The organism is Emticicia agri, assembly GCF_004168285.1.
Classification (GTDB): Bacteria; Bacteroidota; Bacteroidia; order Cytophagales; family Spirosomataceae; genus Emticicia; species Emticicia agri.
Genome location: NZ_SEWF01000008.1, coordinates 63,575 through 79,014 on the forward strand (window position 1 = coordinate 63,575; position 15,440 = coordinate 79,014).

Annotated in this window: 13 protein-coding genes; 9 read left to right on the forward strand and 4 right to left on the reverse strand. The window is 41.0% G+C overall.

Translation table 11 applies throughout. The annotated features are described in order from the left end of the window. The first annotated feature begins 96 nt into the window (after positions 1–96). Positions 97–1,179 carry an o-succinylbenzoate synthase gene (locus EWM59_RS07245; RefSeq protein WP_130020378.1) on the forward strand — a complete coding sequence of 361 codons (1,083 nt, stop codon included), beginning with the start codon at positions 97–99 and terminating at the stop codon, positions 1,177–1,179. A gap of 160 nt (positions 1,180–1,339) precedes the next feature. On the opposite strand, the gene EWM59_RS07250 is transcribed toward EWM59_RS07245, so the two are convergent. After that, the gene (locus EWM59_RS07250; protein WP_130020283.1) at positions 1,340–2,854 is read right to left on the reverse strand and encodes an McrB family protein; all 1,515 of its coding nucleotides are present in this window, start codon (positions 2,852–2,854) and stop codon (positions 1,340–1,342) included. A gap of 429 nt (positions 2,855–3,283) precedes the next feature. Here EWM59_RS07250 and EWM59_RS07255 point away from each other — a divergent pair, with 429 nt between their 5' ends. From EWM59_RS07255 to EWM59_RS28370, 5 genes are all read left to right on the forward strand, one after another. Continuing rightward, positions 3,284–6,565, forward strand: coding sequence for a SusC/RagA family TonB-linked outer membrane protein (locus EWM59_RS07255; protein WP_130020284.1), 3,282 nt, complete (start codon positions 3,284–3,286; stop codon positions 6,563–6,565). A gap of 29 nt (positions 6,566–6,594) precedes the next feature. After that, positions 6,595–8,274 (forward strand): SusD/RagB family nutrient-binding outer membrane lipoprotein, encoded by a 1,680-nt coding sequence (locus tag EWM59_RS07260; protein ID WP_130020285.1) that lies wholly within the window; start codon positions 6,595–6,597, stop codon positions 8,272–8,274. An 85-nt stretch (positions 8,275–8,359) separates the two neighbouring features. After that, positions 8,360–9,076: a hypothetical protein gene (locus EWM59_RS07265; RefSeq protein ID WP_130020286.1), complete on the forward strand. Its 717-nt coding sequence runs from the start codon at positions 8,360–8,362 to the stop codon at positions 9,074–9,076. Between the two features lie 106 nt (positions 9,077–9,182). After that, on the forward strand, positions 9,183–10,100 hold the full coding sequence (locus EWM59_RS07270) for a hypothetical protein (protein ID WP_229239304.1): 918 nt from the start codon (positions 9,183–9,185) through the stop codon (positions 10,098–10,100). A gap of 35 nt (positions 10,101–10,135) precedes the next feature. Continuing rightward, a complete protein-coding gene (locus EWM59_RS28370) occupies positions 10,136–10,435 on the forward strand; it encodes a monooxygenase (RefSeq protein WP_229239305.1) in 300 nt (99 codons plus the stop codon). On the opposite strand, the gene EWM59_RS07275 is transcribed toward EWM59_RS28370, so the two are convergent. Continuing rightward, complete coding sequence (locus tag EWM59_RS07275; protein WP_130020287.1) at positions 10,436–11,026, reverse strand: redoxin domain-containing protein; 591 nt, start codon at positions 11,024–11,026, stop codon at positions 10,436–10,438. It abuts the gene before it with no gap. A 178-nt stretch (positions 11,027–11,204) separates the two neighbouring features. Continuing rightward, complete coding sequence (locus EWM59_RS07280) at positions 11,205–12,524, reverse strand: alkaline phosphatase D family protein (protein WP_130020288.1); 1,320 nt, start codon at positions 12,522–12,524, stop codon at positions 11,205–11,207. Positions 12,525–12,602: 78 nt separating this feature from the next. Here EWM59_RS07280 and EWM59_RS07285 point away from each other — a divergent pair, with 78 nt between their 5' ends. Next, positions 12,603–13,493: a diacylglycerol/lipid kinase family protein gene (locus EWM59_RS07285; protein WP_130020289.1), complete on the forward strand. Its 891-nt coding sequence runs from the start codon at positions 12,603–12,605 to the stop codon at positions 13,491–13,493. 224 nt (positions 13,494–13,717) lie between these two features. Here the strand turns inward: EWM59_RS07285 and EWM59_RS07290 are convergent, their stop codons facing one another. Next, the gene (locus tag EWM59_RS07290) at positions 13,718–14,095 is read right to left on the reverse strand and encodes a DUF6841 family protein (RefSeq protein WP_130020290.1); all 378 of its coding nucleotides are present in this window, start codon (positions 14,093–14,095) and stop codon (positions 13,718–13,720) included. Positions 14,096–14,287: 192 nt separating this feature from the next. Between EWM59_RS07290 and EWM59_RS07295 the strand changes: the two genes are divergently transcribed. Together EWM59_RS07295 and EWM59_RS07300 are read left to right on the forward strand one after the other, a co-directional pair. Further along, the gene (locus EWM59_RS07295; RefSeq protein WP_130020291.1) at positions 14,288–14,764 is read left to right on the forward strand and encodes a (2Fe-2S)-binding protein; all 477 of its coding nucleotides are present in this window, start codon (positions 14,288–14,290) and stop codon (positions 14,762–14,764) included. A gap of 13 nt (positions 14,765–14,777) precedes the next feature. Further along, a complete protein-coding gene (locus tag EWM59_RS07300) occupies positions 14,778–15,434 on the forward strand; it encodes a hypothetical protein (protein ID WP_130020292.1) in 657 nt (218 codons plus the stop codon). Positions 15,435–15,440 lie beyond the last annotated feature (6 nt).

Here is a 15,440-nt window from a genome sequence, read left to right on the forward strand (position 1 = left end):
TTTATACTTTTTCACAAGAAAACAACACAAAATGGGTCATTTGTGGCATAAAAAATAAAACTTTCTGTACTTTTGCAAACTTACGCATTTTTTTCGATGGGGCTGAAAGCTAATTGGGTCAAACACTTATTGAAGTTTAAATTTGAGGCGGGGACTTCTCGTGGTGTTTATACCGAGAAAGAGACTTTTATTTTACGCATATCTGATACCGAAAATGCCTCGGTTTTTGGATTGGGTGAAATTGCTCCCCTGCATGGTTTGAGTATTGATTTCGTACCTGACTTTGAACAGGTATTGAATAATGTGTGCGATACCTTCAATAGCCTCGATTTAGAAGTTTTCCCCTGGAACCTGAATATTATACTCTCACAATTGATTGATGATGCTTTCCCCTCTGTCAAATTCGGTTTTGAAACAGCCTTGCTTGATTTCATGAATGGCGGTAAAAGGGTTATTTTCGATAATGATTTTGTAGATGGCCGTAAAGTTATTCCTATCAATGGCTTAATCTGGATGGGTAGCAAGGAATTTATGGTTAATCAGGTAGAGGAGAAACTACATGCAGGTTTTGATACACTGAAACTAAAAATCGGAGCCATTAATTTTGATGATGAATTAGGTATCTTAGCCTCAATCAGAGATAAATTCAGCCCTCAGCAGATAAGTTTACGGGTAGATGCCAATGGTGCCTTTACTACCAGCGAGGTAGCGCAGAAATTAGCCAGTTTAAGCACCTATCAGCTTCATAGCATTGAGCAACCCATCAAAGCGCATCAGATAGAAGCGATGGCCGACCTGAGTGGTAATAGCCCTATACCGATTGCTTTAGATGAAGAATTGATTGGCATAAGCGATTATGTACAAAAAATGCAGTTGCTGAAGAAAATAAAACCACAATACATTATTCTGAAACCAACCCTGTTAGGAGGTTTGCAGCATTGCCGTGAATGGATTGAAATTGCCACAAGACTACAGATTGGCTGGTGGATTACCTCTGCCCTTGAATCGAATATCGGACTGAATGCCATTGCCCAGTTTACTGCCGAATATAAAAACCCACTTCCGCAAGGCCTGGGCACCGGGGCATTGTATCATAATAATATCCCAAGTCCGCTTACAGTTGAGAATGGGAGTTTAAGATATGATACCAAAAAGACATGGGATTTGGGTATTTTGTAAAAATTATGGGTGGCAGGTCGGGCTGCGTAGGCTATACTCGTCCGAATAAGACCGTATCACCCTTAGGCGTTCCAATGGATAAATTATCTCCAAATTATGCGTGCCACGCTCGTTTGAGGACGAGTGGAAGCCGACCACCGCGTGGGTGCCACGCCGACCCTCAGGCATTCATATATATATTCTTCAATAGCTCTGCATTTAACTCCTGATTTACGATATAGCGATAGGTCTCATCATCGTAGCTATCTAAATTTTTACCAAATATATCTCTGGTTCTGACAGTCTCTCTTAAAATAATTTCCTGCCCTAAAACCAAACGTATTTTCTCCCAGTCATTATAAAAATATTCCTGCAACAGTGGAATAATTTTATTCAGAAACACCTGATACAAATCTTCTTCTGATTCTATCTCCATAAAATAGGCATGCCCGAGCATATGATTACGGTCTAATAGAAACTCTATGCGTTGATTCAGTTTAGTTAAGAGTTTTTCCAAATCAATATCGGCTGTTTCTTTCAACAGATACGCTTTAGGCATCAGCTCCACAAATTCAAATCTACGTCTCAAGGCAAGGTCTAATAAAGCAATAGAGCGGTCGGTAGTATTCATGGTACCAATGATATACAAATTAGCCGGAACCCCAAAACGTTCCTGCGAATAAGGCAGCGTAAGCGAGAGTTCGTTAGTTGCGCCCAAACGTTTGTCTTTCTCTACTAATGTTATTAATTCGCCAAATACCTTTGAGAGATTAGCCCGGTTCAGTTCATCAATAATCAGTACATGGCTTTCGGCGTTTTTAAACTTCTGTTCCCTGTTTTCTTTCTTATCGTTTATACAACCGGCAAAACTACCATAGCCTGCTTTTTTCAGTGCTTCCAGACAAGCCGTATAGAATACCCCCTTTACCACTTCATAATGCACCTGTCCGCCTCTGGTAACAGGTCTTAAACCCTCAATAAATTCTTCGTAGCTATAAGATTGATGAAAAGTAATAAATCCGGCCTTGGTATTTTTAGCTACACGCCTTGCTTCAAAAGTTTTACCCGTACCCGGAGGGCCGTAATAAACCACATTAAGCGGAATATCTAACGGAGATACATAACTCACATCGTCTTCATTCAGCGTTGCGGGCGTTTCATTACTGGGCAGATAAGGGGTATCCGGGTTATCCATTTCCCAGAAAAGCTCATTGCGCAGGTTTTCGTCTTCAGCAATCTGATAAATATAAGGATTATGCCGTTCTTTTCTGGCACTCGACACCGCCATAGCTTTCAGTTCTTCCAGACACTCCTGCCAGGCACTTCTTATCTTAATATCATCAATTATATGCTTCTGCTCAAAAGGGATATGTGCGTAAAAATAATCAGGATTACTTAAGGGAGATATATCAATAGTTTTGAGTTTTGAGAATAACTGCTCATGCCGTTTACAGAATATCATATCAAACCAAACGCCTTTCTTGCGCCGAAAATCCAAAGCTACATAACTATTTATATTGGCAGTTATGGCTTTGTCTTTCCGTATCGAAAATGCAATGCGTGGGTCGTCTATGCCTACGTTTGTTACCTCTATCAATTCTTGTAAAAGTACAAAAAACTTCAAAGAAGCCTCTTTATTGGCAATCTCTTGTAATTTTTTTATGAGCGAATCTTTATTTACGGCTGGTGTATTCATTTTTTGTCTATATATTTTTTGAAGTCATATCAGTAATTTTTTTTTTTCGTCGCAACAAAAAGAGTTTTTATAGTTTGAGAATATTTCACTACTCGTTGTACTTATAAAAGAAACTATGTTTTAAACAAAATGAGTAAAAACTACTATACCAAAGGCATACAAAAAGCATTAAATTCCATTCACTCAACTAAATTCAGAATATTATTTGGCACTTTTAATAATCAATAAAATATAATAAAAGTTTGCACTCTAATTATAAAAAAAATAACTTATAAAAGTTTTTTAGAATTTTCTTGGCATTTATTTTCTTTTTTTCTAAAAATAATCTAAGTTTAGTCTATGATAGCAAAGAATACTTATTTTATACTTTTTCGTAAAAATAGTTATTTCTGTCGCAATCATATTTAATAAACCTAAACTAAACTGTTCATGAAAAAAACTCTACTTCTCAGTTTACTGGGGGTCTGGCTTTGCATTGCCTCTATGGCACAAACAAGAAAGATTACCGGTAAGGTGACATCTTCAGACGACGGCTCTTCTCTGCCAGGCGTTTCGGTTCAAGTAAAAGGTACTGCCAAAGGTACCCAAACAGATGTAGATGGCAATTATTCAATTGAAGCTACGTCAGGCGTTACTTTAGTATTCAGTTTTGTTGGGATGAATACCTACGAGGAAAAATTGGGTAATCAATCTGTCCTCAATGTTTCATTGGGGGGTGATACCAAACAACTATCAGAAGTGGTGGTAACTGCCATCGGTATTCAACGTGAAAAACGTGCTTTAGCGTATGCCGTATCAAATGTTAAAGCCGAAGATTTACAACAACGCTCTGAGCCTGATGCCCTGAGAGCATTAAACGGCAAAGTACCCGGCGTAAACATTATTGCCGGAGGGGGAGCTCCCGGACAGGCCACCCGTATTACTATCAGAGGTAATAACTCATTTGCCGGAAACAACCAACCTTTATTTGTAGTAGATGGCATTCCGTTCGACAACTCAGTAAATGCCACTGATGGTTTCAACCAGAATACAGTTACCTCTAACCGTGCTTACGACATCGACCCTAACAACGTTGAATCATTAACCGTATTAAAAGGGGCAGCCGCTTCGGCACTCTATGGTTCACGTGCGGCCAATGGTGTGGTAGTAATTACCACTAAAGCAGGTAGCAAAAGCGCCAAAAAAGGCTTGGAAGTAACCTATACTTCTTCTTACTCTACTGAAAAAATTTCTACCGTACCTGAATATCAGGATACTTACACGCAAGGTTCAAACCAGACCTACAATGGTGGGTTTATCGGTAACTGGGGAACCGTATTCCCTTCTGAAGTTGACCGTGTCAATCAGGCATTGGGTTTTGAGCGTTACTCGAAAGTAATTGATTCTAATTACCCTGCCGGACAAGTACCGCATCCGTTGGTGGGTGTAGCGTATGGTGCTGCCCGTTATACTTCTGTATTTCCTGAGCTATTAGATGCTAATGGTAAACCGGTTGGTATTGAGTTAAAGCCACACGATATTATCGGTGGTTTCTTCCGTACAGGTAATGTGTTTGAGAATAGCCTGAACATTTCTTCAACAGGCGATAAAACCACTATCAGTGCAGGTGCTTCTCGTATGACCAACAAAGGTATTATTCCGAACTCTACGGCAAGCCGTACTACCCTGAATTTCGGCGGCAATGCCATTCTTGCCAATAAGATTACCATGAGTGGAAATGTAAACTACGTAAACACAGAGCAACAATCGCCACAATCAGGTGCAGGTTATTATGCCGATTACGGTGGATTAGGCTTTGGAGGTTCAATTTATGGTCGTTTGTTCTATCAACCCCGTAACTATGATTTGAACGGTTATCCATTCGAAAATCCGGTTGATGGTTCAAATGTATATTTCCGTGCCCTTGATAACCCTCTCTGGACAGCTAAATACAACCTTTATACCAGTACTGTAAACCGTGTATTTGGAAACATGGCATTGAATTATGATGTAACACCCTGGTTAAATGTAACTGCCAAAGGTGGTATTAACACCTATAGCGAAGTTCGCCGCAACGTATTCCGTCCGGGTGGTACAAGTGTACCTTTAGGTAATGTAAGCCGCAGAGATATTACCAATACCGAAATTGACTTTACATTTTTAGCAACAGCCACCAAAGATTTTGGCGACAAATTGAATATGCGTTTAATGGTGGGTTATAATGCCAACCAACGTGCCAAAAACATCAGCTATGTAACAGGTAATACGGTAATTGACCCTAATTTACCAGTTATAGGTGGTACCAATGCACAGTTTGCTTCTGAATACCGTGAAAAAAGAAGGTTGTATGGTTTCTTTGCTGAATATACCGCAGGTTATAACAATATTCTGTTCCTGACAGCAACCATCCGTAACGACCACTCATCTACACTACCGAAAGAAAACAACAGTTATCTGTACCCTTCGGTAAGTGCTTCGTTTGTATTTACAGAGGCATTTAAGATACCAACCAATATATTGAGCTTTGGTAAACTACGCGCCAACTATGCCAAAGTAGGTAAAGATGCAGACCCTTATCAGGTATTTACTGCTTATAACTTAGGGGCAACTTACTATAATGCTACACCTATTTCGTCAGAAAGTTTACCAACTACCCTGAACAATGCAGGTCTAAAACCGGAGTTTACTTCTGAAATAGAAGTAGGAACTGAATTACAGTTCTTTAAAAACCGTATTGGTCTTGACTTCGCTTATTTCGACCGTACTTCAACCGATTTGATTGTTACGGCTCGTATTCCTACTTCAACAGGTTTCGATTTCAAAGCAACCAATGCCGGAAAAATCAAAAACAATGGTATTGAAATCGGTCTGAATCTGGTACCTGTAAAACTAAGCAACGGCTTTACCTGGAACTCATTTATAGCCTTTACCCGCCTGCGTTCTGAAATTGTTGATGCAGGTCCGAGTGGTGAATTATTTTTAGGTGGTACGGGTCTTTCATCAACAGGCACCATGCACCGTAACGGTAATCCTTATGGTATGATTTACGGCTCAAAAAATGCCCGTAGTGACGACGGCAAACTTTTAATAAGCCCTATCAACGGCTTACCGATTCTTAGCCCTACCTCTAATATACTGGCTAATCCTGCCCCTGACTTTACGGTTGGCTGGACAAACACCTTCACCTTTAAAGGCTTTACTTTAACTGCGCTGATGGATTACCGTCAGGGAGGTAGTATGTTCTCGGCAACTGCAGCTTCTTTATTATTGAGAGGTCAGTTGAAAAACTCTGAAGACCGTGAAGGGATGCGTGTAATTCCAGGTGTATTAGGCGACCCTCAAACCTACAAACCCTTGTTAGATGAAACCGGAAAACAAATCAGAAACACTATTCCGATGACTGCCTTCCAGTATCACTTCTCAAGCGGTTTTGGTGCGTATGGTGCCGACGAAACCAATATCTACGATATTACCACTATTCGTTTGCGTGAGGTTTCATTGGGGTATGTTATTCCTAAAGCTGCTTTAAAGAAAGTTATTCCTTTCTTAGGTAGTGCCAGAATCTCGGCATCAGGAAGAAACCTTTGGTTCAAAGCACCTAATATGCTTGAAGGTCTGAACTTCGACCCGGAAGTACTATCAAACTTTGCCGACTCAAACATTCAGGGTTTCGACTTAGGTGCTGCTCCTTCTACCCGTCGTTATGGAGTTAACCTTGCAGTAACATTCTAATTACAGGAACAACCTAAACATCAGGAACAATGAAATTAAAAAATATATCAAAATTATTACTGACTACCAGTGTTGTCAGTCTGATAAGTAGTTGTGATATGACGGATCTGGATATTAACAAGGATTTGAACCGTCCGTCTGTTGCGGCTGTAAAACTATTATTACCAACGGCAGAATCAGCCGCAGTAAATGCCATTACCTCATTATCTGAAAACTCTATGGGGTTTGCCGGACTATTGAGCAGTGCTGATAATTATGACCTCAATAACCAGTCGTATAATGGTACATGGAACAATTTTTACCGTGACATGAACAACGTTGAGGCCATTATCAATGCAAGTGCCAACAGCCCGCATTATTTAGGGATAGCCCAAACCCTGAAAGCATTGGCTATGGGAAACTTTGTAGATATGTTTGGTGATGCGCCTTACTCGGAAGCCTGGAAAGGCAATGCAGAAACGGCTATTATTACGCCTAAATTTGACAAAGACTCTGAGATTTATGAGTCATTGATTAAATTGTGCGACCAGGCCGTTGCTAACCTTTCAAAAACAAGCCCTGTTTCGGTAGCAACCGAAGGTGGCGATTTTCTTTACAAAGGAAGCATACCGAGATGGATTAAATTAGCTAAAACCGTTAAAATCAAATTGCTTTTAACTTCCCGCAAGGGACGTGCGGCCGGAGATACTGAATTAAAAGCTGCCTTAGCAGCCGGAGGATACATTACTGACCCCGCCGATGATTTTATTTTCAGATTCAGCACAGCTTCGGCTCCTGAAGGCCGCCATCCGTGGTTCCGTTCGGCTTATTTAGCTGATAATGGTTTTTCTTATCCAAGCCATCAGTTAATGTCTGAAATGATTTTCAATAAAGACCCTCGTCTGGATTTCTATTTCTACCGTCAGACAGAAAGAATACTTGACCCATCGAACCCAACTGACAGAGGTACTATTCCTTACGGTGGCTCTTATCTGGTATTGAAGCCAGCTTTCTGGGAAAGATGGAATCAGGTATTTGGCAAACCTACCAAAGCCGATTCAAATTATGTAGCCGGATTCTTCGGTCGTGACAGAGGAGACAATACAGGTGTGCCGCAAGATGGTGCCTTACGTACAGCTCCGGGTGCGTATCCTGCCGGAGGCTTGTATGGCGGCAGAAGCGTAGCAGCAAGGGCTTTAACAGGTGGTAGAGGAGCCGGAAATGGTATATGGCCTTTGCTTACCAGCAACAACGTTAAATTCTATCAGATTGAATCTATTTTAGATGGTGGTGGCGACGGAAACGCCAGAAGCATATTTGAAGCAGCTATCAGAGAGCATATCAAACGTGTGGTTGATTTAGGCTTAAGTGTTGACGCCGCCAATGCCAAAGCACCTGCAAGCACTGATATTGATGCCTATGTAGAAAGCCAGTTGAAACTGTTTGATGCCGCTCCCTCTAATAGTGCAAAACTGAATGTAGTAATGAAACAGATGTGGTACAGCTCTTGGGGACAAGGCATTGAAATATGGAATGCGCTTCGTCGTACGGGTTATCCTTCAACCATCAATAACCCGATTATCAGACCGGCACGTCAGTTTGCCTTGCGTTTACCTTATCCATCGCAGGAGGGTAGCCTGAACACCAATGCAAGCTCAAAACTTACAGATGTTATTTTCGACAGAGACCCTGTATTCTGGGATAAAGTTAAATTGAAGTGGGAGTTTTAAGCATCAGTTAAAACAATTCCACCGAATTTATTAGCTGCCAGGGGCAGAATTTAATTAATCTCAAAAAAATTAATTGACAAAAACAATGAAAAAAATATTAAGTCTTTCAATCATTGCTTCTCTGTTGTTTGCATTTAGTGCCTGCCGGGACGAATCATTGAACCCACTTCCGGGCTGGGACCCGGGTGTACATGCCTTTACTGTATTTGATGGCATCAACTTTAATGGGAATATTCTGGCAAGGCCTCAGCCGTATGAAGTGGCTAACGCCAAAAATTTTCCCAAGGCTTCTCAGAATGATGCAAAAGTGGATTTGAAAACCCGTTGGGTATCGTTAGACAACAAGCTGACAGTAAACAAAATAGAAATCTATGTACGTATGTTGGAGTCTTATAACGACCCTGATGGCAACCCTAAAGTAGCTGACCTGAGCGAAAATGGTAAAGGAAAACTCATTACCACTATTACCACCCCGGCAGCTAACCGCAAATGGAATACTTTCAGCATTACAGCGCAACAAGTATATGATGCCTACAAAAATGCGTCTGTTGCTTATGACAAAGTAAATAAAGTGAATGTGTTTAATAACCCGGCAAGACCCCGTCCGGCGGGCGCCTGGTTCAGACCGGCAGAGACAACCGGTTATGGTAGTGTAGGGGCTGACAGCTTTGTAGTTACGTGGGTATTAACCACGAGTGACGGACAGGTTTTCAATACATGGAATCCTGATTCTATCTGTGCCGACCCAACTCCGGTTTCAGAGGCCAACTCAAACTGTCAGTTGACTTTCACTGTTCGTTAATTTTTAGTTTGTTTATTTGGAGAAATACCCCATTCCCTCTGTTCCCTTCCCTTACTCAGGGTGGGCAAGGATGGGGTTATTTTCCTTTCAATAACTATTGCTTTCTATGCGGCAGCTTTTGTTTTTTCTTCTCTTGTTGTGTAATACTGCCGCTTTTTCTCAGTCAGCAAGCGAAATAAATTTCTACGACCACATCGCTCCCATTATCCATAAAAACTGTTCTCCTTGTCATAAGCCTAATAAGTCGGCACCGTTTAGCCTCCTTACGTATGAAGATGTAAGCAAAAGAGCACGTTTCATAGGAAAAGTTACGCAATCAAGGTATATGCCCCCTTTTCCGGCTGACAGAAAATTTCAGTCTTATCTCAATGAAAGAAGCCTGACTGTGGGAGAAATAGCCACCATTCAACTATGGATTGAGGGTGGTTTGAAAGAAGGAACCAGGAAACCAGCGCAGGAAAATAAAGTACTGACTTCAACCAACGAAATTGCCCCTGACTTCATACTGAAAATGCAAAAGCCTTATGGCATTACAGGCGATAATAGTGAAGACTTTCGTTTTTTTAGTTTACCAACACATTTACCCCAAAACCAGTACATTACTTCTATTGAGTTTTTGCCCGGTAATAAAAAATTAGTCCATCACAGCCGTCTGATGGTAGATACTACCAACCAGCTAAGAGGCATAGATGGCCTGGCAGAAACCGACCCGAAAGTAGCCGAGTTTCAGAAAACTGCTTTGAAAGAAGAATTTCTGTATGGGTGGGTACCCGGCAATGACCGTATCTATTTCCCACAAGGTACAGGTGTAAAACTGAATGCAAACTCAGATTTTATTCTGAATATGCACTATGCCCCATCGCCTGTTAATAGCACTGACCAATCTGAAATAAGGCTATACTTTGCTAAAAATACAGTAGAGAGAGAAGTGAAAAATTTCACCTTGCGTGAAAACGATATATCTAATAAACCTTTTATTATCAGGGCAGGCGAAAAACCTGTTTTCTATATTTCAAAAAAATAGAGAAAACAATCTCGTTAATATCGGTACTGCCACACATGCACCTCATTGGCAAAAATTTCAGAGCCTTTGCCATTACTCCTGCCGGAGACGTGGTGAATCTGGTAAAAATAGACAACTGGGATTTTAACTGGCAAATGACCTATCAGTTTAAGCAACTACTCAAAATTCCTGCGGGTTCTACTTTTATTGTAGAAGCTACCTACGATAACTCTGCTGAAAATCCTGAAAACCCTTTTAATCCGCCAAGAGACATTACCTATGGCTGGGGTACTAACGATGAAATGCTGAACCTGGTATTGTATTATTTAGAGTATAAAGAGGGAGATGAGAAATAGTTATAACGCACACCCAATCGGTTCATGGTAGGTGATTTTTATATTTTCGCCTTTTATTAATGCGTCAATGGCATTTAGCAGATAGTTTTCTGTGGCCTTCGTCCGGCTTTTGCCCAAACCATAAAACCAGTTATCAATTGCGCCATGATAAATTGTTCTGCCCTGGTTATTGAGTAAGAATACTTCGGGTGTTACACTTCCTTTCAGTTGGTGAAGTAGTTTTTGCTTTTTGTCAAAATAAATGGGTAAATCAAACTGATATTCTGTTTTGAAACCCCTGATGGCTGCTATATCTACATGGTTATGCGGATATACTACATAAACTTTAATGCCTTGTGCGCTGTATTGCTGATTGATTTCTTTGAGCAATCTGGTGTATTTCTGGCAGATAGGGCAATCTGTATCAAAAAAAACGATAACAGAGCCTTTATTCCGGCTAAGGTCTGAGAAATTAAATTGCAGGGTTGTATCGCTTTTTAGTTTTTGTGCGAATGAAGGGAGGTTTAGGAAGCTATAAAATATAACAAGCAACAGAGATTTGTATGTACTCTTGGCTATGTATTCGTACTTTATGATTTGTAATTGTGACATAATCTGTGCAATAGATTATATCCCATAGGGATAATATATCGGTAAAAAATATTTGAGAGAAATGAATTGTATCCCGTAGGGATAATATATTTTTTTAATATATCGCCCCTATAGAACTTAGATTCAAAAAGTCTTTCTACTGATATATCACCCCTACGAGTTGTAATTAAATATAACTCTACCTCAATTCACTGGCTTTAATCTCTTTTGTCCACAATTCTTTCCCATCTTTGTCTAATACATTGATTTTCAGGACTCTGCTGGTACGTGGGCCTGATATTTCCAGTAAACCGTAATTATGTTTAGTTACAGATGTTCCTTCAACGTAAGGAGTATCTGCTTCTTCTTTTACAGGTTTTGATGGACCTGAGGTAAGGGCAGAAATAGTTAAATCATATAGCGGATAAGCTCCCGGACGTTCAACTTTGCAAAGAGCAGTCCAATGGCGGTCTCCACTTATAAAAATAACTCCCGGAATTTTTTCTTTGGTAATCAGGTCAAATAACTGGTTGCGCTCTTCTTCATAATTGGCAAAGTTTTCAAATATTTTCGCCGGATTCCCTACCTGTCCGCCTACTATCACAAACTTGAATGGCGCATTCGAGAATTTGAGTGCATCTATCAGCCATTGAATCTGTTTCTGTCCAAAGTATTCCTGAGTACCCGTTGTACGTTCATTAGGGGTTCTCCACCAGCGGTCGTCCATCAGAAAGAACTGGCAGTCAGCCCATTGAAACGAGCCTGTAACCCCTTCGTCTTTGAAAGTATAATTCAGGTTTCCCCAGAAAAGTTTAAAAGCGTCTAATGTCTGCTTTTTACTCACAAAACCTCTGTCGGCATCGTTCGGGCCAAAATCATGGTCATCCCAAATAGCATAGTTATGAATACTTCCCAACAATGGTTGCATTTCCGGCAAAGAGCGCGTATGGGTATAGCGTTTCAGAATACCTGTTCTCGTGTTCCAGTCAACCTCCCGCAGATAGATATTATCGCCGCTCCAAAGCATAAAATCAGGCTTTGATTGATAGATGCTCCTAAATATCTCGTATTCAGAGCCATAAGGCGTACCCGGACGGTCGAAGCCCTCTTCGTTGATATACGCACAGCTACCCACTGCAAATTTGAAGGCAGGCGGGTCGGTACGCCATTGCCACAGAGTCTGTGTCTGAAACTCTAATGGGTAACTGATAGCTACTTTCTTTTTATCGACCCATACTTCGTAGCCATACTTTTTACCCGGCAGCACTTCGTCGGCTACTAATTTTGCTACAAAAGCATCGGTTTTAGTGGTTTTTACCTCTTCTGTCGAGTACTTAACGGCAGGTTTTTCTTTATCCCAGTACACAAATTTAACTGAGGCTTCTTTTTTGGTCTGTACCCAAAGCATTACTTCACGCATTTCGGAGTAACCCAACATAGGGCCCGACTGTATCTGTGCCGAAAGCGAGCAAACGCTGATTAATAAGACTACAATTAGCAGATGTAATTTTTTTATCATAATATTAGGTGGTAAATGGCGATATAACCCGACAAATTTAACCTATTCCTTACAAACCCTGTATTAAACTTCTGTAAAATGCCTAAAAAACTTCTTTTGCTGGTGAATCCTCACTCGGGTTCGGGCAAAAGTCTTGCTGCTTGCGAGTACCTGAAACAACAGCTCACAGATTATGAATTTAATACCCTCGTAAGTGAATACAAAGGTCATTTTGTTGATTTTCTACAAAAAGAAGACCTTAATCAATATGAAAAAATTGTAATTTTTGGTGGCGATGGCACCATGCACGAAGTTACCAATGGTATTGCCGAAAAAGCTGATACGCCTCCTCTCTTACTGTTCCCCTGCGGAGGTGGCAAAGCCCTGAATCATGATATTGATAATCTGACCTGGGCAAGCTCCCTAAAGAAATTTCATAAAAACAACACTAAGCAAATAGACATCTTTGAGGTAGAATTTCCGAATGCTTCTGCCAACGAGAAAAAACTCTATGGTTTTAATATCATTGGCTGGGGTCTGGTATCAGATATTAATCTTTTAGCCGAAAAACTGCGTTGGTTAGGTGGTTTGCGTTACAGCATTGCCGCTATTGTATACATCTTCAAGAATCCTGCATTTTCAGGCAGAGTAGTGGTAGACGATGAAATATTTACAGGCAATTTCTGCTTTGTACTGGCCTGCAATACCCAACACACAGGCAAAGCCATGAAAATTGCCCCTTTGGCTGCTTTAGACGATGGGTTATTAGATATTCTGGTTATCAAGCATGTACCTTTTTTTCATCTGCTCCGTCTGTTTCCGCTTATTTTCTCAGGCAAGCATATCCATTCACCTTTGGTCATTTACAAAAAAGCTAAAAAATTCAGCATTGAAGCCGAACCTATGACACTGGTAATTGATGGGGAAGTAAAAGGGCAACCGCCCTTAAAAGCCGAAGTATTGGGCAATAAAATCAATATGATTGTTTAGCCCGTGCGGCACGGCTATTCTCGGCCAAAAAAAGGGTGCGGTCGTCGTACGATGCCACGCATAAGCACAGAGGATTTTCTATAAAAGATAAGCATGCCACGCCTATACTCATCCTAAAAAGGGTGCGGTCGTCGTACGATGGCACACATAAGCATAGAAGATTTTCTATATAAAGATAAGCATGACACGCCCTATTTCGGACGAGTATAGGCGTGCCATGCGAATTACTTCCCTGTTATAATCAACCCCACAATACCCAATCTTCCGTCTTTAGCTGCCAATATATAATAATTTGTTTCGCTTGATACCTTTTTACCTGATTCACTATAATTGTCCCATTGTACTTTACATAGATAAACCGTTTCTGAGACTTTATCTTCCAATAAAATGGTACATTCTGCCTTGTTGATATCCTGCGATGAATATTGTTTCAAGCCCTGTTTCCAGAAATCTACTACTTCTTCACCTTTAGTTACTGTCAGCACACCCTGGTCTGAATAAACAGCCATAGGCGTACGGTAATAGTCTGCTATGTTTTCGGGCGAGAAAGACATTAAAGCTGCGGCATAGTCTTTAAAGAAATACTGCGTTTTATTTGGCATGGGAGTTATATTTTATGATAAGCATAAGTTTTTTTTCCTGCATTGAGATTTCCTCAATAAGTAATGGTAAAAAACTGTTCCATAGCTACTTATGGCACATAACTACGTTTATTACAGGCTGGCACAAATTTTTAGTATTAATAGAAAGGTAAGCGCATCTTTATCTCTCACCCATCTTTACGACAGGATTCTATGGCTAATCTCACTTTAAACATCAACAATAAAGAATATCGGCTGGATGCTGACCCACAGATGCCACTTCTCTGGGCTATCAGAGACCTGGCCGGCCTCAAAGGCACCAAGTATGGTTGTGGTGTAGCACAATGCGGTGCCTGTGTGGTACACATGGACAGTGAAGCCGTTCGCTCTTGCGTAACCAGAGTAAGCCGGGCGGCTGGCAAAAAAATAGTTACCATTGAAGGGCTGTCTGAAAACAACAATCACCCCGTGCAACAAGCCTGGCAACAGATAGACGTGCCTCAATGTGGTTATTGTCATTCAGGACAAATTATGTCGGCGGCGGTATTGCTTCGGGATAATCCGAATCCAAGCGATGCAGATATTGATGATGCTATGGCAGGCAATATATGCCGTTGTGGCACCTATCTGCGTATTCGTAAAGCTATTCATCTGGCAGCAGAAATGCAGCAAAAAACAGCCAACGGATAAACCCCAGTCAGCTATGAAGACAAAAGCCGCAATAAAGCCTTCCCGCTATTTCCACACAAAGGCACTCTTTGCTTTATCAGCCATGTTGTTTATGATAGCAGCAATTGCTTCATCGTTCAGAAGCAAAGAAGATGACCCTTTTAAGAAGGCCGGAAAACAGACAATTAATAAAGATAGCATTGAGTCTGTGAAAGCATTTGCCAGTGTGTATAAAGTGCTGATGAGCCCCAGATGTATGAACTGCCACCCTGCCGGAGATGTACCTCTGCAAGGAGACGACAGCCATTTGCATACCATGCTGCCAAAACGTGGAACAGACGGCACAGGAGTTTATGCCATGAAATGCGCCAATTGCCATCAGGAAACCAATACGCCGGGATTGCATACGCCTCCGGGGAATCCTAAATGGCATTTACCCCCGGCAGATATGAAAATGGTTTTTCAGGGAAAAACGCCGCATGAACTGGCCAAACAGCTAATGGACCCCAATCAGAACGGACATAAAAATCTGCAACAACTGATTGAGCATGCCTCAGATACATTAGTGCTTGCCGGATGGAATCCGGGTGAGGGAAGAACGCTTCCTCCTTTAAGCCATAAAGAATTTAAAAAAGCATGGATTACCTGGCTTACTAAAGGCGGATATGCTCCTGCTCCCAAGCCACAATAATCCCAT